Here is a 24875-nt window from a genome sequence, read left to right on the forward strand (position 1 = left end):
TTCAGGCAGCGTCGGGCAGGGTTGGCGGTCTCAGAGGAGGAGGCTGCGGCCGATGAGTTCGCAGGACCGAATAGCGAAGCGGGTGCTGACAGCGGAGCAGAAGTACGACTTGTGGCTGCGGATGCTGACCGGGCAGATCACCCAGGCCGACGCGGCGGCGGAGGCGGGGGTGGATCGTTCGGTGATCTCTCGGCTGCGTGCGGTGGCTCGCGACGGGGCGATCGCCGCTTTGCAGGCGTCCAGGCCGGGGCGGCCGCGCCGGTCCCGTGCAGAGGCGACCGAGGCGGCGGCGTTGCGCGCCGAGGTCGAGCGGCTCCAGTCCACGGTGGTCGAGCAGGCGGTCGAGCTGGCGGTCCTGCGGGGAAAATCGCATTGGGGATGAGCGGCCCGATCCCCGCCCGCGTCGACGGGGCCGCCAAGGCAGCGCTGCTCGGCTTGATCGGCGACGCAGCGGCTGCGGGCTGGAGTGCGGCCCGGGCCTGCGCGGTCCTCGAAGTGGACCGGGGCAGGGTGTGGCGCTGGCGGCAGCGCCGAGCCGTCGGCGGTCTTGAGGACCTCGCCCCGGGCGGGAACCCGATCCATGGGCTCCTCGAGTGGGAACAAGCCGAGATCGTGACGCTGTTCGACGACTGGGGCGACATCGACCGCTCGCACCGCAAGCTCGCTCATCGCGGCTCCTACGAGCAGCGAGTGTGGGTGTCGCCCTCGACAGTGGATCGGGTGCTGAGCCGTCACGGCCTTGCCCTGCAAGGCGATCCGCGGCCAGCGCGCAGCGCGAAGACGCCGTGGCCGGCCTGGTGCGAATGGCACCCGAACCAGCTGTGGTGCTGGGACGGCACCCAGTTCCCGGCCTGCCGCCCAGCCAAGCACGCGTACGCGATCGTCGACCTCGTCAGCCGCAAATGGATCTGCACCCACCTCACCGCCAACCCCGACTCGGTCGCCGCTCGGGTCCTGTTCATGCGCGGCCTCGACAACGAGGGGCTGCTCACCGACGAGCTGCGGGCACGCCTCGACGACCCCGACGCCGAACCCCCCGACGACAGAGCCGAGATCCCGCTGCTGCTGGCGATCTCGGACAACGGCACCGAGATGCGCGCCAACGACACCCGCCGGTTCATGGCCCTGTGCTCGATCGCCCAGCACTTCGGCCGCCCCTCCACACCGACCGACCAAGCCTGGATCGAGTCGCTGTGGGGCCACGTCAAACACGAGCACCCCCACCTCACCGCGATCACCGACCCCGCCCTGCTCGCCGCCGAGCTCGAACGGGCCCGAGCCCGCCACAACAGCGTCCGGCTGCACGAAGCCATCGGCTACGTGACCCCAAACGACGAACACGAAAGCCGCGGTGACGCCATCCGAACCGCCCGCCAACAAGGGATGCGCAACGCCGACCGGCAACGCCGAGCCTGGCACCGAAACCGACCACTACCATGACCAACCAACCACCACCGCCCACCCGCCGATGCGGCCTGAAAAAACCGGCGATCTGTCGCGAAGAGTCAGACACACCTCACTTCTTGGCAGGCTGATAGCTCAACGGGCCTCCTCAAGGCTCGATCGAGAACCCTCCCATGCTGGCTGAAAACAACCCCAAACAACGACACGAAATCAGCCTCAACACACAGGCGGATCGGTTGCAGCGTTTCGCTCGCGGTCATGGGTGGGCGATCGATGAGGTGGTGCTGGAGACCGCTTCTGGCTTGAACGGGAAGCGCCGCAAGTTGTTGCGGGTGTTGGGGCAGGGAGGCCGTTTGCGGTTGGTGGTGGAGCATCGTGATCGGTTGGCCCGGTTCGGGTTCGAGATGGTCGAGGCGTGTGTCCGTGGTTCTGGCGGTGAGGTGGTGGTGATCGAACCGGACGAGATCGAGGATGACCTGGTTCGTGATGTGACTGAGGTGCTGACGTCTATGTGCGCTCGGTTGTATGGGAAGCGTTCGGCTGCGAGACGTGCGCAGCGTGCGTTGGAGGCAGCAGCTGGGTGACTCGGTATGCGTTGAGCGATCCGTTCGTGGCTGCGGGCCCGTCAGCGGTGTCGATTCGCACGTCGTTGCGGGTGTCTGCTGATGAGGACGCGGTGCTGCGGTCGGTCGGTGAGCGGCTCGGTTCGATGGTGGGGGCCGCTTTGGCTCACAGGTTGCGTCTCGGGCCGGGGCATAAGCATCTGTGGCGCGCTGACATCAAGCGGGAGCTCACGAAGTCTGTCACTGCGCGGCAAGCCGGGGCGATCACTCGTCGGGCTGCTGACCTGTACGAGCGTGGCGTGCTGAACGACGAACAGCTGCTGGACCGAGATCTTCGCGAGGTGTCAGAGATCGATGCCCGTGCAGCGCTGCCGACGCTGGACACGCTCGGCGGCGGTTCGCGGAAGGGCACGGCACGGCGGGGCCGCAAGCGAGTCGGGTATGTGTCGCGCGATGAACGGTTCCAGAAGCAGCGTCGTGCGCAGAAGCTCCGCGGCCGTGCAGCACGAACACGGCAACGGCTGAGCGAGGGGCGTCCGCGGGTTGTGATCGGCGGCAAGAAACTGCTCCGCAAACGGCACAACTTGCAAGCAGCGGGGCTGAGCTTGGAAGAATGGGAACAGGAATGGCGAGCGCGCCGCTTGTTCCTGGCCGCTGACGGGGAGACAGGCAAAAGACACGGCAACGAGACGATCCGTGTCATCCCTGCCGGCAACGGCGAATGCGAGCTGCTGTTGCGGCTCCCGAAGGACATGGAGCACCTGTCGAACACTCCATCAGGTCCGTATCTGAAGATCAGCTCGCCGCTGCGTTGGAATCATCGTGCTGGGCAGTGGCGCAACCGTGCGATAGCAGGAGAGGCGCTCACCTACCAGATCACCTACGACACGTCCAAGCAGCGCTGGTACATCACCAGCTCGTGGGTGTTGCGCCCCTCCGGGGAAGATGACCCGCCGACCGTCGAGAAAATCACCCGCTCAGGCAACTGCATGGCGATCGACCTCAACGCAGGGAACGTCGCCGCACGCGTGCTGGACCGTTCAGGCAACCCGATCGGCGCCCCGCTCACAGTCGACATTCCTCAGCACGGCAGCAGCGCGCAACGCCTCGGTCGGGTACGCGAAGCCGTCGACAGTCTGCACACATGGGGATCACAGCACGGGGCGACGTTCTCAGCGGTCGAGAAGCTCGACTTCTCCGATATACGAACACTGGGAAGGCAACGAGGACGTCGAGGCAGACCCGGCCGCACAGCCAGGCGAAAGACCGCCGGCATCCCCACACGACAATTCATGGCAGCGATGACATCCAGCGCCGACAAGCACAGCATGGCCATGGTCGCTGTCGACCCGGCCTACACCAGCCGATGGGGCAGCCGCTACTGGCACCAGCCCCTCAACCAGTCCCGCACGCAAAAAGGCAACCGGCACGAAGCTGCTGCTGTTGTGATCGGGAGAAGAAGCCAAGGACACCACGCGAAGCGCAGAAACGGCAATCCACGAAACGAGCCGAAGGATCGTCCAGTGGGAACTACCGCGGAGCCGAGCACGACTGCCCACGGCATGGCTGACCAAGCGAGCAACGCTGCGCGACGAGCGCCACCCAATATGGATGGCGTGCGGACTCCGCAGCGGACAGTCGCCCAAACAGCACAGGCGGACCTAAACCGTTCAGGACGCCGAGACGGAACAACCTTCCATCAAAATTGAACGGTGCCCGAGTAGGCCACACGGCCGTTGTCGAAGGCCTGGTCGCGATAGAGATGGCCCAAGGCGACGTAGTTGAATCCGTCGAAGGCGGACATGTCGACGAGATCGATGTCGCCGACGGTGAGTTCGCGCTCGGAATCGGACGTGGTACCACCGGCTACGAAGGTGTGCGCCACGACGACCGTGCGAACCGGGCCGAGAGAGGCCGCGTAGCGCCGGATCGGAGTGGTTGCGTGGTCGGTGACGTCGCGGTGGCGGAACCGGCGTGGGGCGACGGCTGCTTCAGCGCCATCAGTGTCGTCCAGACGACGGAGCACCGGCCCGGCGACTGAGGGTTCAAGGTACGGCACCGGGAAGACAGCCACGGTCGGCCCGCTGTCGTCGGGGTCCAACCGGAGCGGCCGGGTGCACCGGGCGACATCGCCACGGATGGTCACGCCGGCATGCTCGAGGAGTTGGTCGGCCACCGCCACGCGAGCGGCCGAGTCGTGGTTGCCGGCGATGGCGACGATCTTGGCGCTGGTGTCATGCAGGCGCACCAAGGCCTCGTTGAAGAGGGTGACGGCGTCTGCGGGCGGGATGGCTCGGTCGTAGAGGTCGCCTGCGATGACGACGAGGTCGACCTCGGCGCTCGACGCAAGCTCGACCAGACGGTCGACGGCCTCCTGCTGCTCGGAAAGCAGCGACTCACCGTGGAAGTTTCGGCCCAAGTGCCAGTCGGAAGTGTGGAGCAAGCGCGCTGCGGCAGGGTACACAGCGGTTGCGACAACCCCCGGTAGCGCTGCCGGAGAGGACCTGTGGATCTCTGCGGTTATCTATGGCCCCTGCGGAGATCCGTCGTTCGAACAGGTCTGGTTCTCGTGTCGTCAGAAACTCGCAGGCGTGCAAAGCCCGGTCCGGTCTGGATATGGTCGACGCGCAGCCCATCGGCCGCCAACGCGGCCTCGACCGCCGGAATGAACCGCTCGGCTTGTGAGGCCGAGGCTGCGAAGAAGTCAAGATCCGACGTGGCGCGATCGACGATCCCCAGCACGATGAGCGTGCCGCCGCCAGCGAGCGCGACCGATTCGCTGTCCGGCAGTGGACCTACGACGTGCCAGACGCGGCGCTGCAGGTCAGTAAGCACTACTCAGGCAGCAGGCCGCGGCCTCGCAGCCACGCCGTCCAGCGTTCCCGCACGTGCGGCGACAGCCAGAGGTCTTCCCAGACGTCGAGCAGTTGGTTGAGGTCGATGTACTGAAGCACGTCGTCCTCGGTGCCTTCGGTCATGACGAGCTCATACACAGACCGCAGCTGGTCTTCATTCGACATGTCGTAGTCGCCCTGCCCGCTCCATGCGACATGCAGCGGCAGCGTCACCCGGCCAGTCACGGGCGCGACTGAGACGTCCCCGAGATCGTCGGGGATCTCGACAGGTCGCGAGAAGCGGGTCGTGGCCACGACACCAAGTTTAGGGAGCGGGTGTGTGACGGTCGCCCCGGGCCTCGATCCGGTTGGCACCAGCGTCGCTGTTCCGCCTGTGGCACCGTGCTCGACCCCACAGCGTTCGGACCCGACAATCCCGCCTGCGCTTCGGGGGCCGGTCCGTACACTGGGCCCATGAATTCAGGCCCCACGAGCACAGGCCAAACTGGCGCCTCGATGCCCACCGACGCGCAGCAAGCAGAGTCCCATCTGGTCGGGACAGTGCGGGTCAAGCGCGGGCTTGCCGACATGCTCCGGGGCGGCGTCATCATGGACGTCGTCACGGCCGAGCAGGCCAAGATCGCCGAGGACGCCGGAGCTGTCGCCGTCATGGCGCTCGAACGGGTACCGGCCGACATCCGCCGAGACGGCGGTGTGGCTCGCATGAGCGATCCGGCGATGATCGAAGGCATCCAGGCAGCAGTCACGATCCCGGTCATGGCCAAGGCTCGCATCGGCCACTTCGGCGAGGCCCAGATCCTCGAAGCGCTGGGCGTCGACTACATCGACGAATCCGAAGTGCTCACACCCGCCGATGAGGCCCACCACATCGACAAGTGGGCGTTCACTGTGCCGTTCGTGTGCGGTGCGACGAACTTGGGCGAGGCGCTGCGGCGCATCTCTGAAGGCGCCTGCCTGATTCGGTCCAAGGGCGAGGCCGGTACCGGCAACATTGTCGAAGCCGTCCGCCACCTGCGGTCCATTACGGGCGATATCCGCAAGATCACCCAGGCCGACTCCGCCGAGCTGTTCGATTGGGCGAAGCAGCTGCAGTCGCCGCTGGGTTTGGTGCAGGAAATTGCCGAGACCGGCCGTTTGCCGGTCCCCATGTTCTGCGCTGGCGGCATCGCCACGCCGGCTGACGCTTCGCTGGTGATGCAACTCGGTGCGGAAGCGGTTTTCGTCGGGTCGGGCATCTTCAAGAGCGAAGACCCGGGACCACGCGCCGAGGCGATCGTGGAAGCCACGACGCACTACCGCGATCCATCGGTGGTGGCCAAAGTCAGCCGGGGTCTCGGCACCGCCATGCCTGGTCTCGAGATGGAAGGCCTCGAAACCAAGCTCGCCGAACGCGGCTGGTAAGCGCTGAGCTGCCCCGCATCCCCGGGCACGAGCGACAGCCTGCCGCTAGTCGGCGTCGTCGCGCTGCAGGGCGCGGCAGCCGAGCACGTCGCCGCGTTCCGCCGAGTCGGGGCGAGGGCTGTCGAAGTACGTACGCCCGCCGACCTCGACGGCGTCGATGCTGTTGCCCTTCCTGGTGGCGAGTCGACCACGATGTCGCATCTGCTCGGCACGAGCGGGCTGTTCGACGCGCTGTCAGAGCGTCTCGTCAATGGCATGCCGGCGTTCGGCACCTGCGCGGGCATGATCCTGCTTGCTGCCGAAGTGCTGGACGGCCGAGGGGATCAGCGATGTTTCGGCGCAATCGACATTTCGGTGCGGCGCAACGCCTTCGGCCGTCAGGTCGCCAGCTTCGAGGCAGATCTAGCCACCGAGGGCCTCGACGAGCCATTCCACGCGGTGTTCATACGAGCTCCATGGGTGGAGCGCACCGGCGACGGCGTGGAAGTGCTGGCGGAGATCCGGCCCGCGGTGAACTCGTCGGGAATCGGCAACCCTGCATTGGTCCCGGTGCTGTGCCGGTCGGGTTCGATACTGGTGTCGAGCTTTCACCCGGAGCTGACCGCCGACGACCGCATTCACCGGATCTTCTTGGACATGGTCGGCGCGTCGACAAACCACTGAGGGACGCGTCCGGCAGACTGTCCTCACGAGTGCACCTCGTTTGGCGCATGTCGTTTGGCACGCTTTGTTCGGGAGGGGGTCCGTGTCCGGTCATTCCAAGTGGGCGACGATCAAGCACCGCAAGGGCGCTGCCGACAAGGCACGCGGGAAGCTGTTCGCCAAGCTGATCCGTCAGGTCGAGGTGGCGGCACGCGAGGGCGGGGGCGACCTGGACTCCAACGCAACGCTGCGGACGATGTACCAGAAGGCCCGCGACAACTCGGTGCCATTGGACACCATCGAGCGGGCGATCAAGCGCGGCACCGGCGAGCTGGAAGGCGTGTCCTACGAGCAGGTCACCTACGAGGGCTACGCGCCCGGCGGCGTGGCGATGTTTGTGGATGTGCTCACCGACAATCGAAACCGAACCGGCTCGGAGATCCGGAGCCTGTTCACACGTGCAGGCGGCTCGCTCGCCGAGCCAGGTGCGGTGGCATGGCAGTTTGAGCGCAAAGGCGTGGTGGTAGTGCCTGCGGTGGCATCCGAGCCTGACGCGGCTGAGCCAGACGAAGACGAACTGATGCTGGTGGCGCTGGAGGCGGGCGCGGAGGACATCGAGCGCGAGGGCGACTCCTGGCGAGTCATCACCGAGCCGGCCGACACCATGGCGGTGCGCGACGCGATCGAGGCGGCGGGTATAGCGGTGAAGGCGGCGGATCTGACTTACGCGCCGCAGAACCTCATCGAGCTGACCGATGCGTCGTCCGCAAAGCAGGTGATGGCGGTCCTCGATGCCCTCGACGACCACGACGATGTACAGGGCGTGTACGCCAACTTTGACATCAGCGAATCACTGCTGGAGACGATCGCCAACTGAGGCGAGCAGTTGAGCGAAACAGCGTCGATCGTGCAGAGCTCGAAGGCTCGCGCATACCCAGCCGGAACTGTGCCAAGGGCTACGGTTCGTACTGATGTTCGTACTGGGGATCGACCCTGGATTGTCGCGCTGCGGTTACGGCGTGGTGGAGCAGATTCCGGGCTCCGGTTCGCAGCGCACTCGCAACGAGGCGGTGGCTTTGGGCGTGATACGCACCGATCCCGCCGAGCCGCAAGCGGTACGCCTGGCGACGCAGATGCGCGAGCTGCGGGCGCTCATCGAGGAGTTCGGCCCCTCGGTGGTCGCCGTGGAGCGAGTGTTCTTCCAGGTCAACGTCCGCACAGCCATCGGTGTCGCGCAGGTGGCCGGGCTGACCATGGCGATTGCGTCGGCAGCGGGGGCAGAGGTGGTCGAATACACGCCGACGCAGATCAAGCAAGCCGTTGCCGGCTGGGGCGGGGCCGACAAGGACCAGATGCAGCGCATGGTCGGCGAACTGCTCGCACTGCCCGGAACCCCCGAGCCGGCAGATGCTGCCGATGCGGCTGCGGTCGCACTGTGCCACCTGTCCCAGGCGCCATGGAACCGCGCGGCGACACACGGCCGAGCGCGGGTGCTGCTTCCCGCCGTCGGGGTGGTGCCCCCGCCGGCTGTGCCGTGACACCGGCCGAGAATCCGCCGCAATGAACGGCTCGCGATGATCGGTCTCCAATGATCGGATCAGTGCGCGGTCGCCTGCTCGACAAGGATCCTGCCGGCGAGATGCTGATCGAGGCTGGCGGGGTGGGTTACCGCGTCACCGTTGCGCCCTCGACGCTGGCCGGAGCCGGCCCGGTAGGAGACGAGTGCTTCGTGTATGTGCACCATCACGTGCGCGAGGACAGTTCCGACCTCTACGGATTTACCGAACTCGATGAGCGGCGCTGCTTCGAGGCGCTGCTGAGCGCGCATGGCGTGGGTCCCGCGCTGGCGTTGGCAGTGCTGAGTCATCTGCCGCCCGACGAGCTGCGGCGAGCCGTGGCAGCCGACGATGCTGCTGTGCTCGAACTCGTGCCCGGCATCGGCGCCAAGACATCCAAGCGCATGGTGCTTGACCTGAAGTCGCGACTGGGTGCACCTGAGACCGTCGGTGCTGCGGTTGGACCGACCGGCGACGGCGCTGGCTCTGCCGTGGCGGAAGTGCGGGCTGCGCTGGGCCAGATGGGATTCAGCCCGTCAGAAGTACGTGAGGCCATGGCCGCTGTCGCTATTGCAGCGGGGCGTGACGCAACGGCCGACACCGGAGCGCTGTTGCGCGTGGCATTGCAGGAGCTCGGTCCGCGATGAGCGCCGGAGGGGCTCGTACCGAGGGCTATCGGCGCGCGGAGTCAACGGCGCCCTCAGGGTCAAGCCGCAGCGATGCCACCGATCCGACGCGCTCGGCGGCAGACGAGGGCGACGCCGAGGCCACGCTGCGGCCCCGCTCGCTGGATGAATTTGTCGGCCAACCCGAAGTGCGAGAACACGTCGCCATCACGCTGCGAGCCGCGGTGGCCCGCGGCCAATCGCCCGACCACCTGCTGTTCGCCGGCCCGCCAGGCTTGGGCAAGACGACGCTCGCAAGCATCATCGCCGTCGAATTGGACGCGGCGCTGCATCTCACGTCGGGGCCTGCCGTGGAACGTGCAGGCGATCTGGCAGCGATCCTCACCAACCTGGCCGACGGCGATGTGCTGTTCATCGACGAGATCCATCGCCTGCCCAAGATCGTCGAGGAAGTGCTCTACCCCGCCATGGAGGACTTCGCTATCGACATCGTGCTGGGCAAGGGTCCAGCTGCGCGTTCGATCCGTTTCGACTTGCCTCGTTTCACGTTGGTGGGTGCCACGACCCGTACCGGGCTGATCTCGGGGCCGCTGCGTGACCGTTTCGGTTTGGTGGAACGACTCGACTACTACTCCACCGGCGACCTCACCGCGATCGTGACCCGAGCAGCCGGAATCCTCGGCGTGCAGATTGATGCCGATGGCGCTGCGGAGATCGCCTCCCGCAGCCGGGGCACACCGCGCATTGCCAACCGGCTGCTGCGCCGCGTCCGCGACTTCGCAGAAGTGCGCGCCGACGGTGCCGTCGACGTGTCGGTGGCCCGTGAGGGACTGGCTGTGTTCGGGGTCGACGAGCTCGGGCTCGACAAGCTGGACCGGGCAATTCTCGACGCCCTGGCTGTGACTCATTCCGGGAGGCCGCTGGGCCTTTCCACACTGGCGATCACCGTCGGAGAGCAGACCGAGACGGTGGAAGACGTGTACGAACCGTTCTTGATCCAGCGCGGGCTGCTGCAGCGCACGCCGCGTGGCCGCATCGCTACCGCGGCGGCGTACGCGCACCTGGGCATCGAGATTCCTGCGGAGGCGGGTCTGCTCAGTGGAGCCGGCGGCGATGATGCAGGACACACGCTGTTCGATGCCGCCGAAACCGGACCGGAGCCCGAGGTGACGACAGCGCCGCCTGCGGACCGGTCCGAGCGCACGGTCGATGAGGAAGGGACCCGGTTGACGCCGAAGGTGCAGGTCGACGAAGCGCCGTGGTGAGATCACTGGCCCGGCCGTCGCTCTCAATTGCTGTCGCGTGCTGCGGTTGAAGGCGTCGGCGAAGCCGTGAGCGATTGCGGCGGGCAGCCATAGCCTCGATCTGCGATGGACTCGCAGCGGCTACTGATGGGCGAATTCGAATACGACCTGCCATCGTCAGCCATTGCGCAGGTGCCCGCCGAGCCTCGTGACTCCGCCAGGCTGCTGGCGGACCGGGGGCCGTGCATACCGCCTGAGCACCGGCACATCAGCGACCTTCCCTCCCTGCTGGGCTCTGGGGACGTGCTGGTGGTCAACGAGACGCGGGTGATGCCCGCCCGCCTTCCGCTGCGCAAGCGCACGGGCGGGGTCGCGGAGGTGCTGCTGCTTGAACCGCTCACCTCCGAGATGCAGGCGGCCGGGGAAGACGCAGGGGGTGACGCGCGAGAGGTTGGGCACGGGGCCTGGGCTGCGCTTGTGCGGCCCTCGCGCCGGATTGCCGACGGCACCGTGCTGGTCTCGGAAAGGGACCCGAACGTCCAAGTCATCGTGCGTCAGCGATTGGATCGGCAGCGCCGCGCTGTGGACGTCCTCGTCGATGGGGTACCTCTCGTCGACGTATCGCAGGCTCCGCTGCTCGAACGCGCCGGGGAGGCGCCGCTGCCGCCCTACATCGACCCGAACACGGCGCGCAGCGCCATTGCGGAACGCATCGGTGTCGACGCTGCCGACAGCCACGCGGCCCGGGCGGCGCTCGCAGATCGCTACCAGACGGTCTACGCACGAACGGACGGTTCTGCCGCAGCGCCGACCGCAGGTCTGCACCTGACAGAGCGTGTTCTGCATGCGCTGCGTTCAAATGGCGTCGAGATCGCAACTGTGGACCTGACGGTTGGCCTGGCAACATTCGCGCCGGTGACCGCGGAACATGCCGACGAGCACGAGATGCACGTCGAGCACTACCGGGTGCCCGCAGCGACGCTCGCGGCTTGCGACGCAGCCGAGCGTGTTGTCGCAGTGGGCACCACCACCGTGCGGGCGCTGGAGTCTGCCGCCTTGGCGCGGCAGCCCGTCGCCGAGACGGGCACGAGCGACATCTGCGGTTGGACCGAGCTGTTCCTGCGGCGGGGCGCTGAATTCTTGGTGGTGGATGGGTTGCTCACCAACTTCCACCTGCCCCGGTCGTCGCTGCTCCTGCTGATCGACGCGTTCATCGGGCCGCATTGGCGGGACCTGTACGAGACGGCGCTGGCGAATGGCTACCGCTTCCTGTCCTTCGGCGACGCAATGCTGCTCCAGCGCAGCAGTGGGCAATGAGCGCCTCCGAAGGCGTGCCGCGGGCGGGGACGGCCTCGAGGGCCGCATATGAATTGCTGGCATCGGACGGCTCGGCCCGGCGAGGACAGGTCACGACCGCCCGCGGCAATTTTCAAACGCCGGTCTTCATGCCGGTGGGGACCCGCGGCGCCGTCATCCATCTCGATTCCTCCGACTACGAGCACTTGGGTCTGGAGGTGGTGCTGGCGAACACCTACCACCTGTCGGCACGGCCGGGTGTGGATGTCGTTGAGGCGCTCGGTGGCCTGCATGGCTTCGTCGGCTGGGACGGCCACTTCCTCACCGACTCCGGCGGCTTTCAGATCATGTCGCTGGGGCGCCGTCAGGGATCTTCAGACGCCTCCGATGGCGACGATCCCCCCGATCCCTCCCAGAATGTGAAATCCAAGGTGGACGACGAGGGCGTGACGTTCCGCTCGACCTATGACGGCACGCAGATGCGGCTGACGCCCGAAGACGCCGTCGACGCGCAGCGCCGTTTGGGGTCCGACATTCAGATGGCGCTCGACATCTGTCCAGAGTTGCCAGCACCGCCCACCGAAGTGCGCATCGCGACGCAGCGCACGCACCTCTGGGCGGCCAGGGCGGCAGCGGCCATGGAGACTGCGCGCCGGGACGGGACCGCCGGCGGGCAGGCATTGTTCGGCATCTGTCAAGGCGGGATCGATCCAGAGCTGCGCCGCCACAGCGCCGAGACGCTGGCATCGATCGGCTTCGACGGCTACGGCATCGGCGGTTTGTCGGTGGGGGAGTCCCGCGGCGAGATGGCCCCGGCCCTCGCAGCAGCGGCCGAAGTGCTGCCCGCAGACCGGCCGCGCTACCTGATGGGCGTCGGCGACCCGGCCCGGATCGTCGACGCCATCGCAGCAGGCGTGGACATGTTCGACTGCGTGCTTCCCAGCCGCCTCGGCCGTCACGGCACGGCGCTTACACCGCAGGGCCGCATCAACATCCGCAATGCCCGTTTCGCCCGCGATGAAACGCCACTCGATCCCCGTCCGGCCAGACCCGACGGCCGCCCGCAGCCCGGAGCTCGCTTCAGTCGCGGGTACCTCCGGCACCTCATGAGCGTGAACGAACCCACTGCAGGTCGCATCTTGACCTTGCACAACATTGCGTTCCTGGCCGAGTTGGTCTCCGACGCCCGCGCTGCCATTGAGGCGGGACGGTTCAATGCTTTCCGCCAGCAGGTCAACGAAGTCTGGGGCTGAGTCAGTGCGAGCCGCAGTGGCCCGGTACGCTGACCCGCCGTACTGGCCTCGGATCGCCTGCACGCTGCACGCAGGGTGCAGCACTCCGGGGCCCCCGCACGGCGCACATCGCCGGCACACGCTGGTGGAGTGCTCCGCCGAGACTCGCCTGCACTGAGGAGCACATCATGAGCTCGATCATCCTGCTCGTCGCATTGTTTGGCCTCATGTACTTCTTGATGATCCGGCCGCAACGCAAGCGCGCCGCGGAGCGCGCCACAATGCTGGGCCGTGCCGACATTGGTGACGTGATCGCCACGGTCGGCGGGGTCATCGGCAAGATCGTGGCGGTCGAAGAGCCCGGTGAGGTCGTCTGCATCGAGGTGGACAGTGACGTGGAGCTGCGAGTGCAGCGCCGCGCCATCGGCGAGATCATCACGCACGCTCGCAGTGACGGCACGGCCGAGCCGCCCACATCGGACGACTTCGACGCGCCGGAATGAGCCTGACCCGAGCGCACTGCGCTGCTAGGTGCCGCGATGCCGGCAGCAGTGCCGGCGTAAGCCTGAGAGCGGCAGGTTCCTGTTGACGACCCGATTGCGCGTGGTTTCCGAGGTCTGACGTGCGCCGCTCGCAGATCGTCTCGCTCCTTGTCGCGATCCTGATCGGATTTGGCTCGCTCGCGGGCGTGCTGGCTGCTGGCTGGGCACCCGTGCTGGGCGTGCAGCTGCAGGGGGGCGTCGAGGTGCTGCTGCGCCCGACCTCACCGACCGACGACGAGCAAATGGATCGCGCCATTGAGATCATCCGGTCGCGCGTCGACGCCTTGGGCGTGGCCGAGCCCGACATCACCCGCCAGGGCGAACAAGTCGTGATTCAGCTGCCCGGCGTCAAGGACAAGCAGCGTGCTGTCGACTTGGTGGGCCAGACAGCGGAACTCCGGTTCCGTCCCGTGCTGCTGAACTTCAGCCTCTTTGACGAGGCCGAGTTCCGCGCGGCCATCGACTTCGCGGATGCGTACAACGGTGCGATCGATCCCGAAGGCGAAGACATCGCCGCCGACCCCAACGTCATCGAGATCGAAGAACTCCCGGATTTCACGCTGCCCGAGGACGACGTCGCCGACCGGGCCGTGGTCCTGCCGGGTCGGGGCGAGCCCGTCGGCTACGTGCTCGGTCCTGCCGAGCTGACCGGAGAAGCCGTTTCCGAGGCTGCGGCAACGTTCAACAACGAGTGGGTTGTGAACCTGGACCTCACTGACGAGGGTGCTGTTGGCTTCGACGAGATTGCCGCTCGCTATTTCGGCCAGCAGGTGGCGATTGTTCTCGACGGCGTTGTCGAGTCCGCCCCCGTCATCCGCGCGACCGAGTTCGAGGGCACTGCGGTCATCTCGGGCACGTTCGGCGAGCCCGAGGCGCGCGATCTCGCCGTAGCGCTGCGGTTCGGCGCGTTGCCGGTCGAGTTCGAGCAGGACGATGTGCGGACCGTGTCGGCAACCCTCGGCGAAGGAACGCTGCGTGCGGGCGTGATCGCGGGCATCGTCGGACTGATCCTGGTCGGTCTGTACATGCTGGCGTACTACCGGCTGCTCGGCCTCGTTGCAGTGTCCAGCCTGGCCATCAGCGGATCCGTCTTGTGGTCGCTCATCAGCTGGCTGGGTGAGAGCCGCGGGCTCGCGCTGACGCTGGCTGGAACCACCGGCATCATCGTGTCGATCGGCGTCCAGGTCGACTCGAACATCGTCTACTACGAGCGGATCAAGGAAGAAGTGCGGCGCGGCCGGGCGGTCCGCTCGGCCGCCGACGCCAGCTTCAAGGGAGCATTCGCGACCATTGTCTGGGCCGACATGGCATCGCTCATCGGCGCAGGCGTTCTCTACCAGCTCACCAGCGGCACCGTCCGCGGTTTCGCCCTGTATCTCGGGTTGGCCACGCTCATCGACTTGGCTGTGTCGTACTTCTTCATGCGGCCGTTGGTGGTACTCGTGGCTCGCAGGCTGGTGAACGAGGAGCCCCGGCGGCTGGGAGTGCTGCCCTCCGCTGACGACGACGTCCCGGTGGCCGCGCTGACGGGAGGCACAGCGTGATCGCAACATTGCGCACCTTCTATCGAGGCGAGAACAGCTGGGACATCTTGCGTGTGTCGCGCAAAGTGCTCGTGGGCTCAGCGGTGGCCGTGCTCATCTGCGTGGTGGCGTTGCTAGTGCGGGGTTTGAACCTCGGCATTGAGTTCGAGGGCGGCTCTGTGTGGGAGATTCCCGTTCCGGCTGGCGCCCAGAGCACCGAGGGGGACGACGCGGACGCGGGATCCAGCGACACAGCAGGCGACGGTCCGACGACCGACGACGTCGCTGCCGCAGCCGCGGAGGCCGGCGTGCCCGACGCCCGGGTTCAGCTCGTTGTGGTCACCGGCGCTGACGACATCTTCCGGGTACGCGGCGTGCTCGCACCAGATGCATCGGCCGTTGGGGTTGCCGCGACGCTGGCTGACGCCGTCGGAGTCGACGTGGAGAGCCTGTCGACGCGCCAGGTCAGCCCGTCCTTCGGCGACGAGGTCGCTGGCAAGGCCCGCCGGGCGCTCGTGGTGTTCTTCGTGCTGATCGCGCTGTACCTGTGGTTCCGTTTCGAGTGGAAGATGTCGGTCGGCGCGCTGATTGCGGTGGCGCACGACATCGTGCTGACCGTGGGTGCCTACGCGCTCTTCGGGTTTGAGGTGACGCCGGCAACCGTGGTGGCGTTCCTCACGATCATGGGCTATTCGCTCTACGACACGATTGTCGTGTTCGACAGGGTGAAGTCCAACGAGCGGTCATTGCCCGCGCGCAGCCACTTCACGTATCACGCGCTCGCGAACGTGTCGCTCAACCAGGTGCTGACGCGATCGGTCAACACGTCGATTACCTCGGTGCTGCCGGTGGTATCGCTGCTGGTGGTGGGCGCCGGAATCCTTGGTGCGGGCACGCTGTCGGAGTTCGCGATCGCACTGCTGATCGGCCTTCTCGTCGGCTCGTACAGCTCCATCTTCGTGGCCATGCCGGCGGTTGCCTTGCTCAAGAGCTACGAGCCGGGATGGGCGGCCGCCCAAGTGGCAGCCGAAGCCGCCGGCCGCCACGACTCGATGGAAGCTGCCGCGCAGGCGCTCGCCGCAGAGAGCTACACGCGCACCGCACCGCCCCGTCCACGCAAGTTGGGCCGCCGCCGCTAGAGGCCCCAGCGCCGCGGCACGGCCGCTATTGGCCGGAGGTCCAGTACTGCTGCAACCGCTCGATTGCCGTCTCTGCAGTCATTTCGGCGATCTGGCTCTCCGAGAGGCCGACTCGTCGCTTGAGCAGGTACAGCACTTCAGTGGGGATAGAGCGTTCAGGGGCGGCGGGCAGGCTTCGCTGCGGCGCGATGCCATCGTCGACGCACTTCCAGAACTCGTCGGGACTCACCCTGAGCTGGTCCCGGAGGATGTGCGACCAGAGCCCGCTGCCATAGACCGTGCGATCTGGCGGCCCCGAGATGCGGGTTCGCAGCACATCTCCTGTTCGCAGCTCTAGCTCATGAGTCTCGTGGTGGGTGCTGTGTTTTACGGTGGCCGACCGAACCAGTCGCCAGCCCTCGACCTCGCAGAAGCGGCAGTGGTCCTCGCGACTGGCTGCCGGGAAGCTCACCGGCCGCCGCGAACCCATGCGGCTAGGTCGGCATGCGAGCTCAGCGACACGAAGTGCACCAGCGGCCAATGCTGCGCGTGGTTCGGGGCGAATCTCAGTCGTTCGACCCAGTCCTGCGCATATTCTCGCAAGGCAACCACGAACTCCTCGGTGGCCTCGTCCAGGTCGGCTCCGTCTGCGGCGATGGGCGTGTCGGGCAGGAACACCGACCACCCGTCCCCGTCGGCGATGGCTTCGGGACGGCGCAATCTCGGCGAGTCCGCCAAGAGCTCGTGCAGCCGTGCCAAGTCCAGCAAGACGACGCGGTGACCGTGGCGTTCGATGCCGATCGGCACGCCCCCGTCCGCTGTGTCGAGCACCTCTCTGAGTCGGTTGCGGGTATCGGTATAGGAGAGGAATGTCATTGGTGTGTTCCCGGGCCTCCACACGATTCGTGCGATACGCACTGGGCGTACGTCAAGTACTTAAAGTACGCGACAATCTATCAGCCCTGGCAGGCGTGGACGAACAGCTTCCCGTCAGGCGCTTGCCGCAGAGAGCTACACGCGCACCGCCCCGCCCCGCCTCCGCAAGTTGGGCCTCACTTTGGCATTCGTGGCAGCCAGCTTCTGGCTTGGCAGCCGAGTGCGGGACCTCGAACAGGGACGCGTCAGCGTTGAGGCCGTACAGGGCGAGTAGTGGGCAGGCGTCGGCATGGATCGCTCCCAGTACCGATGTATTGCGTCACATGCCCAGGCCGGGACCTCGCGACGGCTGCCGCCGTACAGGTTCTTCGCCGAGGGACCGCACGAGCTCAGGGATGCTGGTCCGGAGTGTCTCCCAGACGATCTCTGGTTCAATGTTGTGATACTCGTGGGCGATGAAGTTCCGCATGCCCCGGATGTCGTCCCAGGGAATGTCGGGGTAGCTGGCGGTAGCTGTATCAGAGAGGCGCGATGCCGCCGCCCCGATGATGCTGATCATCTGTGCCGCGACGGGCATGTTCTTCCAGTCGTCGTAGAAAGCTGAGCGGCCCTCTGCGGTACTGCGTGCGGCCATCTCGGCTGCTTCGATGATGTCCTGAATTCGGCTTCGTCGCTGCGTGTCACAGCGATATCGCATCGCGGAGCATCGAGGTGTAGGGGGGCTCGAGCGCTTTCGCTGACGACACATCGACATCACAGCCCAGCAGCTCTCTGAGCTCACGCTGCAGAGCAGCTACATCAAGCAGGGTTGTCCCGGGGTCGAATGTGCATACGAAGTCGCCGTCGCTTTCGTCGTGGTCGGTGCCACGGGCTACGGAACCGGCCAACGCGATCGACGACGCGTTGTGCCTGCGAGCAGCGTCGAGGATCGCGTTGCGGTGGCGTGCGAGGATCTCTTCGCGGCGGGACATGCCGTCATCGTACCCAATCAATTGTGGGTGTCTTCGGTGAGGTGCGGCATCGAACTTGTGGAGCCGCGACCGAGCTGCGGGGCATGTTCGGAAGGCGACGAACGTGCCCCAAGGGACGGCGGGAGAGCGGGTCTGCAGGGTGGGAATGCGACTGTGCTGGGGCTCTGTTGGTCAGCGGTAGTCGGTGCGCTGGCGGGCGCGGGCTTTCTTGCACCAGGGCCGCATGACCCCGCGCTTGGAGATCAGCTTGCGGCCGCACTGGAACACAGCTGCCAGGCCTTGGTCGCCCGGCTCGGCGCGGACTGGCTCGATCTCACTGCAGCCCATGCGATGGGCTTGCGAACGCTGCCGGATCTGCACGCAGATCCGTTCGACCGGCTTCTCGTCGCCCAATCGATGATTGAGGGACACACCCTCGTCACGACCGACGAGAAAGTGCTCGCCTACCCGATCTCGACGCTTGCCGCGTAACGGCTCGCCTCAGGCGCATCCCACTCGCGTACACGCCGCAGACGACTATCTTGACAGGGGACCCTGATTTGGGTCCAGGTGTTGTGGGTCTGATTCCCGGAGGATGGGAGGATGACCGACATGAAAAGACGGCGTCATACGCCGGAGCAGGCGATCCGCAAGCTGCGTGAGGGCGAGCGGTTGTTGAATTCGGGCCAGGATCTCGGGCTGGTTCTGCGGGAGCTGGAGATCACCGAGTCCACTTGGAGTCGGTGGCGGAGCACCTATGGCGGCATGAAGGCCGCGGAGATGAAGGAGCTCAAGGAGCTGCGCGTCGAGAACGCCCGGTTGAAGAAGCTGTTGGCCGAGGCAGAGCTGGACAAGGCGATGCTGAAGGACCTCGCGGAGGGAACATGGTGACCCCGGACCGCCGGCGGGCCGCAGTGGTGCGCCTGCAGGACCGGTTCGGGGTGTCGGAGCGCCGCGCGTGCGGTGTGGCGCGCCCATCATCTGCAGCGTCCCCCGCAGCGCCGGCACAAGCGCCGCCGCCTCGGCGACGGCACCGCCGCCAAGCTGCGCGCTGAGCGTCCGAACCATGTGTGGGCGCTGGACTTCCACTACGACGAGACTGCCGCTCGGCGGCGCCTCAAGCTGCTCAACGTGATCGACGAGCACACCCGCGAAGCGCTCGCCATCTGGGTGGATCACAGCATCGGCGCCGACGGGGTCGTCGAGGCGATCGCCGCTGAGCGGGTCGCCCCTGGGCATCTGCGCATGGACAACGGCCCCGAGCTCGTCGCCGACGCCTTGCGGGACTGGTGCCGCCTCTCAGGCACCGCCACCGCGTACATCGAGCCCGGCGCCCCGTGGGAGAACGGCCACATCGAATCGTTCAACGGACGGCTCCGAGACGAATGCCTCAACATCGAGGACTTCGCCAACCTCACAGAAGCACGCGTCGTCATCGAGGACTGGCGACACGACTACAACCACTACCGGCCACACCGATCACTCGGCGGACTCACCCCCGCCGCCTACGCTGCCAACCACCAACCCACACACCCGACGACTACGACAATCCAACACCCATAACGACCGGACCAACTATCGGGTCCCCGTCAGGTGCATCTGCTGTAGTGGTCACGAGCTGCCTGATCGGCCAGCGCTAAGCGGGGTTGGTCACCTCGACCGTGAGGCGACAGCCGAGTGCCCTGAGCGCCGCGTCCATCTGGTCTGACCGGGAATGATGGTTGATGTCCAGGACTCGATCGACTTGGGGCATGTGCCATCCAAGGCGGCGAGCGGGTTCGGCCTTGCCAACACCCTGTGCCCGCATGCCTTGGTGCAGCAGCACCTGGACCGCCGTGAGCGTCGGCAAGGTCACGTGGTTCTGCCCTCCCGATGGTGTCGGACTGCCCTCTCGCCAGCCTCTGCGATCTCGTTGACGCGCTTCGCTGCTGTGAGGATGTCTTCGATGCGGTCCTCATCGCTTCGGCTCATATCTGGATCGCGTCCTCCGACATCGCGACATACGGCGGTTCGAGCATGCGGGCGGAGGAGATGTCGACGGTGCAGCCGAGTATCTCTTCGAGCTCGACCAAGAGACCTGATGCATCGAACAGGCTTGCGTCTGGCGCCCACTCGCAGATGAGATCGACATCGCTGTTGGGACCGTCAGTGCCGCGCGCGACCGATCCCGCCAATGCGATAGAAGTGGCTTTGCCCCGAGCCGCAGCGTCTCTGATGGCGGCTCGGTGGCGCCCAAGGATGTCGTCGCGCCGGGACACGTACCCGAGCGTAGCGGCGGTCGCGGAAGTGGCGAATGGCTTTCAGATGGCGTGGTGGGTACGTACTCGCCATAAGAACCTGAGTGCTAGCGCGTGCTGGCGAGGCCGCCTTGGCTTCGGATGTCTTTGATGAGCAGCATCAGCGTGAGGTCGTCAATGGGCGACGGCTCGAAGCCGAAGTGCCGGTAGAAGCCGCTTGCCTGGTCGTCCTTTGCATGTACCAGGGCGAGGCGCAGCCCGGTGAGTTCAGCCACTTCGAGGGCGGTGAGCAGGAAGTGCTTCAACAGGGCGGCGGCAAGGCCTTCACCCTGATGCCCGAGATCGACGGCGAGGCGACCGAGCAACATCGCGGGCAGCGGGTCGGGCTGGTTCCGCGCCGCTCGACCTGTCGCCTCGGAGCGGGCCACGACTGCAGTGCCCGATGCGTAGTACGCCACCGCCTGGTCCGCTTGTGCGACGACCCAGGTTCGGCTCGAGCCCTCGCGCTGGTTGCGAAGAGCTCTGCGGCGCAGCCAGTTGTTCAGGACCTCGTCGCCGCAGTCGAAGGCGTCGACATCGTGCGCGGCCGAGAGCAGTTCCGGACCGCGGTAAGCGCTCACCCCGGACGTTCAAGCACCGACGGCTCAGCGAGCAGAGCCGCGATCCTGGGCTTGTCGCCGACCGGCCGGTCCAGGATGTCACCGAGCCGGTCCCACTCGTCGGGCGAGAGCGCGAACACGCGGCGGTCGGCCAGATCGTCGGTGGCGGAGGCCAATGCGCAGCTCACGACATACTCATTGAGCGATTTTCCGGTCGCACGCAGTGCCTGACGGACAATCGCGTCCTGCATCGGCGTCACCCGCAGCGTCCACCGTTCGGTCTTGGTGCTCATGCACCGAGTGTACGTCGGATCGACGTACAATGGCGGCGATCTCGGGTTCGATTCCGGACATCGCGAACAACAGGTCCAAATCGACACCCGACTCGGCGTCGTGAACGCGCCTCGATCATCCGTTCGACACCCTCGAAGGGGTCGAAGACAACGCAACGGCGGTCGCGGAAGTGGCGAATGATTTTGGGACTTATACGGATGGCTACACAGCAGCATGGCTAGGGGCTGTCGTCTTCGGAGCCTGTGGAGCACCATTCGGTGCGGTCGCGAGCCCAGTCTGAATCGCCGTTAGCGAGCATGCTGCCAGTGAACGTGAGCACCTCGGCAATCGGATCAGCGTCGCGTTTCGACAGACCCGGATAGTTCCGCTCGACCAGATCCCAGGCGACGTCGTCTGCATCAACATCGTCGTCTGCGGTGATCGTGTCGCACAGCTCAGTGAGCATCTGCCCAACACTCTCGACACAGCCGGTGTCCCGGGTGCAGTCGATGGTGCCCATCTCATGGTGCTTTGCGTCAAGCTCGATATACACGTCATTGAGGAACTCGTACGCAGCCATTCTGAGATCGTCGCCATCAGCAGCTTCGAGATAGTCAGCGTGCGTGCTAGCGCTGCACCCCGCGGCGAACAGCACGAGCGCTGCTACAAGCAGAATCTTCACGTCGCATCTCGCTGCTCGTAGTCCCAGTCGTCCTTCGGCGGACCGCTGAACACGGCTTTCGCCAGTTGCTCAGGGGTGACGGGCAGCGCCCCGAGTTCGGGAGCGGGGTTGCGTTCCATCGTTTTCTTCGTGACCCTGCGACGCTTCCCCATCAGGCTTTCTCGTTCGCTGTAGCCACACGCCCAGCATGGCACGAAACCACTAGGCGGTGACTTAGAGGATGAGCGGATAGGTGGGTCAGTGGGGTTGCCAGCGGTCGTGGTGGTCGATGAGTTTGAGGGTGATGATCAAGGTGACGGCGAGGGCGAGTTGGGCTTGGCGGTGCTCGGGTCGGCGGTCGGTGTTGCGTCTGAGCTGCCCGTAGCCGGCGAGCCATGAGTTGGCGCGCTCGACATGCCAGCGCAGCCCCAGCGGGGCGGTGGCCGGCTCGGCAGGGCCGGCGCTGGGTTTGCGTTTGGGCGGCCGCGCCAAGTCGCAGATCCCGGCCGCGTCCGCGGCGGCGTCGACGCGGGCGCCCCAGTAGCAGCGGTCGAGGTGGATGGTGTCGATGTCGTGATGCAGTCCTTGTCGTTCGAGCTCGGCCATGGTTGGCTCGAACAGCATGATGTCGTTGCGGTTCGCGCCGTCCGCGCACCACGCGACCGGCACGCCTTCGGCGTCGACCGCGAGGGACCACTTCCAGCCCGATTTGCGTCTGTCGACAGGGCTTTTGCCGGTCCCGGGGCCGCCGCAGGGCGCCTTGTGGACGGACCCGTCGATGCACACATCACCGAGTCGCAGGCCCATGATGCGGTCCCATGCGGCGATCGCCTCGGCTGCGATCTGGTCGAAAACGCCCGCAGCGACCCACTCGTCGCGGCGTGACCGCAGCGTCGTGTCGGACACCTCACAGCCCAAAAGGTGCTCCACGCTCACCCACGAGCAGCCCGTCACCAGCCGCCAGATGATCCCCTGCAAGCACAGCCGATCCGATATTCGGGGCCGGTGACAGCCCAGCGGATGATCCTCAGCCAGCCTGGGAACCAACGCCTCCACGGCCGCCCAGACGACATCCACCACAGCCTTGCTCAAAGCGCGCATGATGAACAGGCACCTCCACCATGTCGTCGGTTGGAACAGCAGCCCGCATCACAGCGGGCCCAACCCGACGACTGGTGGATGGTCGCCTATCGGCGCGGCCTCTTATTGCCGTCAGCGCTTCGACCAACCGCAGCAAGGGTGCGCGAGATCCCGGCGAATGGTGGCCGCCAAGCGGTTCCTATGTCTGCCAGTACGCGGCCGACTGGATAGCCGTCAAGGCTCGCTGGGAGCTGAACCTGGATGCTGCCGAGCGACGTTCGCTCGAGAAGCAGTTGACTCGATGCAGCGGTGAGCAATTCGAATTCCAATCGCCACGGGAGGCGCCGGTCGTCACCGCCGAGCCGTAGGAGACTTCACCGTTGAAGTGTTCAGACCAACTTGCTTGCGGCCCAGCGGCGCCGAACTGGCGAGGCCTACATCACACATTCGGCAACGGTCGCAGGCGTGGTGGCCGACTTGGGCCTCGACGGCACCTCGATCGCGGCGGCGCTGCTGCATGACGCGGTGGAAGACACCAGCGTCGAACTGGTCGGGCTGGCCGACGAGCTCGGCGCCGAAGTCGCGGCGATCGTCGACGGCGTCACCAAGCTCGAACGAGTCCGGTTCGCCCAATGTCTCGCTGACGGAGGCATCCCAGATGCGGCCACATATACTGGCCGCATGAAGGCATGGCCCGAAGCCGGATCAGTGCCGCTGCCGGAGCGGACCATTGGGGCGCGAGAGTTCAAGGACAACTGCCTGCAAGTGCTTCGGGAGGTCAGCGAGAGCGGCGAAGCCGTCGTCGTGACGCGGCACAAGGTTCCGATTGCCCGGATCATGCCACCGGAACCTGATCGACCTGTCCCGATCTTCGGACGGTGCGCTGGCGAGCTGAGGATCCTCGGCGACATCACCGCACCGGCGTTCGATTCCGACGAGTACGACATGGAGTCTCGTCCCGGACGTGTCCTTGACCCCGAAGGCCACGACTGGCAAGACCCAAGTTGATTCACGCCGACACGCACATCTTGATCCAGCTGCTCGCAGGCGACAGCAGCCTCGGGAGCTCGACCGTGGAGCTGTTGAGCGAGGCGCTTGAGCGCTTTGAACTCGCTGTTTCGTCTGTCGTATTCACCGAGACGGCGCGTCTGCACCTCGCAGGACGGCTGGATCTCGGGATGTCGCCCGAGCGATGGATGCGAGAACGGCTGCGCGACGGGCTGCGAGTCGTATCGGTCACTGCCGAGATCGCCGTTGCCGCGTCGATGCTGGAGACCACGGGCTTTCACGGCGACCCGATGGACCGCTTCATCGCCGCCACAGCCATGTCGGGCGACCACACGCTGGTCACCTCCGACCGAAGAATCGTCGAGTGGGCCAACCGCACACGGCTGCTGAGCGTCGTCGCCCCGACGGGCTGATTGTGGGGCTCCCCAGTGTGCGTGGCGCCTGGCGCCCGCATGGCGGCTTCGGCCGTCTGTCAATCAAGGAGGGTCTGGAGCGCCGCGGCATCCCGGCAACGGACCAACGGCGGTGTGGCCTCCCCCGGTAGTCGAGCCACCTACGGCACCGTCGATCCAAAGGGGCCCACGCCCTGAGGTCCCCCGGCGCGGCGCCCCCGGTGTTGAACGACAAGCCCAAAGCCCGCATCATCCACAGGATCTTCCTTTCGTACAGGACCCCGACCGTCGACAACCCGTGCCAGCTTCAGTGCCCGATGTAGTGGTGGAACCAACAGGATCGACGGAGGGGCGATACTGAGTTGTTGGTGGTCCGAGCGTCTGCGACATCGGTGCCAGCAGTGCATCGGGCCCGATGCCGAGCAAGTGGGCAGCGAGGCCGGTGTCGGCGATGTGAAGCTTGGGACGCCGGATGGCTCTCGCCGACAGGTTGCGCGACCAAGCCGGGAGTTCTTGTATCAGGAACACGGTTCGGAGCCAGTCGAGATAGCTGACAACGGTCGGTTGGCTGATGGCCAGCCGTCTCGATGCGGCAGCGAGGTTCAGCTCCTGCGAGGTCTGGGCTGCAGTCCAGCGCAGCAACGGTGCGAGCGCGGCGAGCCGTCGGATGTCTGCGAGGGCTGCGATATCGCGCTCGACGACGGTCTCGACATAGCTCTCGAACCATCCGGACCGCAAATGTCAGATCTGCACAGCAGCTATTTGCTGAATTGCACCTTCATTAGTTCTAGATTCGC

The 24875-nt window shown here is 66.2% G+C and carries 33 protein-coding genes and 2 pseudogenes; 20 read left to right on the forward strand and 15 right to left on the reverse strand.

All coding sequences use genetic code 11. The features are described from left to right. The first annotated feature begins 52 nt into the window (after positions 1 to 52). The 4 genes from ACPXYO_RS12825 (at position 53) to ACPXYO_RS12840 (ending at position 3676) form a co-directional block, all read left to right on the forward strand. A complete protein-coding gene (locus ACPXYO_RS12825; RefSeq protein WP_423916776.1) occupies positions 53 to 382 on the forward strand; it encodes a helix-turn-helix domain-containing protein in 330 nt (109 codons plus the stop codon). Further along, positions 379 to 1440: an integrase core domain-containing protein gene (locus ACPXYO_RS12830; protein ID WP_423916777.1), complete on the forward strand. Its 1062-nt coding sequence runs from the start codon at positions 379 to 381 to the stop codon at positions 1438 to 1440. The genes ACPXYO_RS12825 and ACPXYO_RS12830 overlap by 4 nt, the downstream gene beginning before the upstream one ends. A 137-nt stretch (positions 1441 to 1577) precedes the next feature. Next, on the forward strand, positions 1578 to 1988 hold the full coding sequence (locus ACPXYO_RS12835) for an IS607 family transposase (protein ID WP_423921089.1): 411 nt from the start codon (positions 1578 to 1580) through the stop codon (positions 1986 to 1988). Beyond that, the gene (locus tag ACPXYO_RS12840; protein ID WP_423921091.1) at positions 1985 to 3676 is read left to right on the forward strand and encodes a hypothetical protein; all 1692 of its coding nucleotides are present in this window, start codon (positions 1985 to 1987) and stop codon (positions 3674 to 3676) included. Before ACPXYO_RS12835 ends, ACPXYO_RS12840 begins: the two co-directional genes overlap by 4 nt. Here the strand turns inward: ACPXYO_RS12840 and ACPXYO_RS12845 are convergent. The 3 genes from ACPXYO_RS12845 to ACPXYO_RS12855 form a co-directional block, all read right to left on the reverse strand. Then, positions 3667 to 4410, reverse strand: coding sequence for a metallophosphoesterase family protein (locus tag ACPXYO_RS12845; RefSeq protein ID WP_423921094.1), 744 nt, complete (start codon positions 4408 to 4410; stop codon positions 3667 to 3669). The genes ACPXYO_RS12840 and ACPXYO_RS12845 overlap by 10 nt on opposite strands. 77 nt (positions 4411 to 4487) lie before the next feature. Continuing rightward, complete coding sequence (locus ACPXYO_RS12850; protein ID WP_423921096.1) at positions 4488 to 4802, reverse strand: hypothetical protein; 315 nt, start codon at positions 4800 to 4802, stop codon at positions 4488 to 4490. Next, entirely contained in the window at positions 4802 to 5116 is a 315-nt protein-coding gene (locus ACPXYO_RS12855; protein ID WP_423921099.1) for a hypothetical protein, read from the reverse strand. The genes ACPXYO_RS12850 and ACPXYO_RS12855 overlap by 1 nt, the downstream gene beginning before the upstream one ends. A 201-nt stretch (positions 5117 to 5317) precedes the next feature. Between ACPXYO_RS12855 and pdxS the strand changes: the two genes are divergently transcribed. The 11 genes and pseudogenes from pdxS (at position 5318) to secF (ending at position 16023) form a co-directional block, all read left to right on the forward strand. Further along, the gene (pdxS, locus tag ACPXYO_RS12860; protein WP_423923850.1) at positions 5318 to 6223 is read left to right on the forward strand and encodes a pyridoxal 5'-phosphate synthase lyase subunit PdxS; all 906 of its coding nucleotides are present in this window, start codon (positions 5318 to 5320) and stop codon (positions 6221 to 6223) included. A 39-nt stretch (positions 6224 to 6262) separates the two neighbouring features. Then, positions 6263 to 6886 carry a pyridoxal 5'-phosphate synthase glutaminase subunit PdxT gene (pdxT, locus tag ACPXYO_RS12865; protein WP_423923852.1) on the forward strand — a complete coding sequence of 208 codons (624 nt, stop codon included), beginning with the start codon at positions 6263 to 6265 and terminating at the stop codon, positions 6884 to 6886. Between the two features lie 82 nt (positions 6887 to 6968). Next, positions 6969 to 7742, forward strand: a complete 774-nt coding sequence (locus ACPXYO_RS12870) for a YebC/PmpR family DNA-binding transcriptional regulator (RefSeq protein ID WP_423921102.1) — start codon at positions 6969 to 6971, stop codon at positions 7740 to 7742. Positions 7743 to 7836: 94 nt separating this feature from the next. Further along, positions 7837 to 8403 (forward strand): crossover junction endodeoxyribonuclease RuvC, encoded by a 567-nt coding sequence (gene ruvC, locus ACPXYO_RS12875; protein WP_423921104.1) that lies wholly within the window; start codon positions 7837 to 7839, stop codon positions 8401 to 8403. Positions 8404 to 8453: 50 nt separating this feature from the next. Beyond that, positions 8454 to 9068, forward strand: a complete 615-nt coding sequence (gene ruvA, locus ACPXYO_RS12880) for a Holliday junction branch migration protein RuvA (RefSeq protein WP_423921107.1) — start codon at positions 8454 to 8456, stop codon at positions 9066 to 9068. Next, positions 9065 to 10141 (forward strand): annotated as a pseudogene (gene ruvB / locus ACPXYO_RS12885) (Holliday junction branch migration DNA helicase RuvB); the annotation flags it as partial. The gene ruvA and the pseudogene ruvB, both read left to right, overlap by 4 nt. A gap of 276 nt (positions 10142 to 10417) precedes the next feature. Next, positions 10418 to 11608 carry a tRNA preQ1(34) S-adenosylmethionine ribosyltransferase-isomerase QueA gene (queA, locus tag ACPXYO_RS12890; RefSeq protein ID WP_423921110.1) on the forward strand — a complete coding sequence of 397 codons (1191 nt, stop codon included), beginning with the start codon at positions 10418 to 10420 and terminating at the stop codon, positions 11606 to 11608. After that, positions 11605 to 12840, forward strand: coding sequence for a tRNA guanosine(34) transglycosylase Tgt (gene tgt / locus ACPXYO_RS12895; protein WP_423921112.1), 1236 nt, complete (start codon positions 11605 to 11607; stop codon positions 12838 to 12840). The genes queA and tgt overlap by 4 nt, the downstream gene beginning before the upstream one ends. Positions 12841 to 13007: 167 nt before the next feature. Beyond that, on the forward strand, positions 13008 to 13322 hold the full coding sequence (gene yajC / locus ACPXYO_RS12900; protein ID WP_423921115.1) for a preprotein translocase subunit YajC: 315 nt from the start codon (positions 13008 to 13010) through the stop codon (positions 13320 to 13322). 119 nt (positions 13323 to 13441) lie between these two features. Beyond that, positions 13442 to 14905 carry a protein translocase subunit SecD gene (secD, locus tag ACPXYO_RS12905; RefSeq protein ID WP_423921118.1) on the forward strand — a complete coding sequence of 488 codons (1464 nt, stop codon included), beginning with the start codon at positions 13442 to 13444 and terminating at the stop codon, positions 14903 to 14905. After that, entirely contained in the window at positions 14902 to 16023 is a 1122-nt protein-coding gene (gene secF / locus ACPXYO_RS12910; RefSeq protein WP_423921121.1) for a protein translocase subunit SecF, read from the forward strand. Before secD ends, secF begins: the two co-directional genes overlap by 4 nt. 25 nt (positions 16024 to 16048) lie before the next feature. On the opposite strand, the gene ACPXYO_RS12915 is transcribed toward secF, so the two are convergent. The 4 genes from ACPXYO_RS12915 to ACPXYO_RS12930 form a co-directional block, all read right to left on the reverse strand. Further along, on the reverse strand, positions 16049 to 16474 hold the full coding sequence (locus tag ACPXYO_RS12915; protein ID WP_423921124.1) for a cytotoxic translational repressor of toxin-antitoxin stability system: 426 nt from the start codon (positions 16472 to 16474) through the stop codon (positions 16049 to 16051). Beyond that, positions 16471 to 16878, reverse strand: coding sequence for a prevent-host-death protein (locus ACPXYO_RS12920; protein WP_423921126.1), 408 nt, complete (start codon positions 16876 to 16878; stop codon positions 16471 to 16473). The genes ACPXYO_RS12915 and ACPXYO_RS12920 overlap by 4 nt, the downstream gene beginning before the upstream one ends. A 319-nt stretch (positions 16879 to 17197) precedes the next feature. Further along, entirely contained in the window at positions 17198 to 17632 is a 435-nt protein-coding gene (locus ACPXYO_RS12925) for a DUF86 domain-containing protein (RefSeq protein WP_423921129.1), read from the reverse strand. Next, the gene (locus ACPXYO_RS12930) at positions 17559 to 17849 is read right to left on the reverse strand and encodes a nucleotidyltransferase family protein (RefSeq protein WP_423921131.1); all 291 of its coding nucleotides are present in this window, start codon (positions 17847 to 17849) and stop codon (positions 17559 to 17561) included. The genes ACPXYO_RS12925 and ACPXYO_RS12930 overlap by 74 nt, the downstream gene beginning before the upstream one ends. A gap of 153 nt (positions 17850 to 18002) precedes the next feature. Here ACPXYO_RS12930 and ACPXYO_RS12935 point away from each other — a divergent pair, with 153 nt between their 5' ends. Together ACPXYO_RS12935 and ACPXYO_RS12940 are read left to right on the forward strand one after the other, a co-directional pair. Next, complete coding sequence (locus tag ACPXYO_RS12935; RefSeq protein WP_423921134.1) at positions 18003 to 18320, forward strand: type II toxin-antitoxin system VapC family toxin; 318 nt, start codon at positions 18003 to 18005, stop codon at positions 18318 to 18320. Between the two features lie 111 nt (positions 18321 to 18431). After that, positions 18432 to 19391, forward strand: a pseudogene (locus ACPXYO_RS12940) (IS3 family transposase). A gap of 73 nt (positions 19392 to 19464) precedes the next feature. Here ACPXYO_RS12940 and ACPXYO_RS12945 read toward each other — a convergent pair. From ACPXYO_RS12945 to ACPXYO_RS12975, 7 genes are all read right to left on the reverse strand, one after another. Further along, the gene (locus ACPXYO_RS12945; protein WP_423921137.1) at positions 19465 to 19683 is read right to left on the reverse strand and encodes a hypothetical protein; all 219 of its coding nucleotides are present in this window, start codon (positions 19681 to 19683) and stop codon (positions 19465 to 19467) included. Positions 19684 to 19795: 112 nt separating this feature from the next. Then, entirely contained in the window at positions 19796 to 20086 is a 291-nt protein-coding gene (locus ACPXYO_RS12950) for a nucleotidyltransferase family protein (protein ID WP_423921140.1), read from the reverse strand. 86 nt (positions 20087 to 20172) lie between these two features. After that, positions 20173 to 20685: a GNAT family N-acetyltransferase gene (locus ACPXYO_RS12955; protein WP_423921142.1), complete on the reverse strand. Its 513-nt coding sequence runs from the start codon at positions 20683 to 20685 to the stop codon at positions 20173 to 20175. Then, entirely contained in the window at positions 20682 to 20957 is a 276-nt protein-coding gene (locus ACPXYO_RS12960; protein ID WP_423921145.1) for a DUF1778 domain-containing protein, read from the reverse strand. Before ACPXYO_RS12960 ends, ACPXYO_RS12955 begins: the two co-directional genes overlap by 4 nt. Positions 20958 to 21175: 218 nt before the next feature. After that, on the reverse strand, positions 21176 to 21619 hold the full coding sequence (locus ACPXYO_RS12965) for a hypothetical protein (protein WP_423921147.1): 444 nt from the start codon (positions 21617 to 21619) through the stop codon (positions 21176 to 21178). Beyond that, on the reverse strand, positions 21616 to 21738 hold the full coding sequence (locus ACPXYO_RS12970; protein ID WP_423921150.1) for a hypothetical protein: 123 nt from the start codon (positions 21736 to 21738) through the stop codon (positions 21616 to 21618). Before ACPXYO_RS12970 ends, ACPXYO_RS12965 begins: the two co-directional genes overlap by 4 nt. 118 nt (positions 21739 to 21856) lie before the next feature. Then, positions 21857 to 22690 carry an IS5 family transposase gene (locus ACPXYO_RS12975; protein ID WP_423921153.1) on the reverse strand — a complete coding sequence of 278 codons (834 nt, stop codon included), beginning with the start codon at positions 22688 to 22690 and terminating at the stop codon, positions 21857 to 21859. A 29-nt stretch (positions 22691 to 22719) separates the two neighbouring features. Here ACPXYO_RS12975 and ACPXYO_RS12980 point away from each other — a divergent pair, with 29 nt between their 5' ends. The 3 genes from ACPXYO_RS12980 to ACPXYO_RS12990 are packed head-to-tail and all read left to right on the forward strand — an operon-like array spanning position 22720 to position 24099. Beyond that, on the forward strand, positions 22720 to 23046 hold the full coding sequence (locus ACPXYO_RS12980; protein ID WP_423921156.1) for a hypothetical protein: 327 nt from the start codon (positions 22720 to 22722) through the stop codon (positions 23044 to 23046). Between the two features lie 31 nt (positions 23047 to 23077). Beyond that, positions 23078 to 23686 carry an HD domain-containing protein gene (locus ACPXYO_RS12985; protein WP_423921159.1) on the forward strand — a complete coding sequence of 203 codons (609 nt, stop codon included), beginning with the start codon at positions 23078 to 23080 and terminating at the stop codon, positions 23684 to 23686. A gap of 20 nt (positions 23687 to 23706) precedes the next feature. Next, entirely contained in the window at positions 23707 to 24099 is a 393-nt protein-coding gene (locus tag ACPXYO_RS12990; RefSeq protein WP_423921162.1) for a type II toxin-antitoxin system VapC family toxin, read from the forward strand. Positions 24100 to 24327: 228 nt separating this feature from the next. Here ACPXYO_RS12990 and ACPXYO_RS12995 read toward each other — a convergent pair whose 3' ends face one another. Further along, positions 24328 to 24816, reverse strand: coding sequence for a DUF4143 domain-containing protein (locus ACPXYO_RS12995; protein ID WP_423921164.1), 489 nt, complete (start codon positions 24814 to 24816; stop codon positions 24328 to 24330). Positions 24817 to 24875: the final 59 nt, after the last annotated feature.

The sequence above is a fragment of the Candidatus Poriferisodalis sp. genome (assembly GCF_965237655.1).
Classification (GTDB): Bacteria; Actinomycetota; Acidimicrobiia; order Acidimicrobiales; family Poriferisodalaceae; genus Poriferisodalis.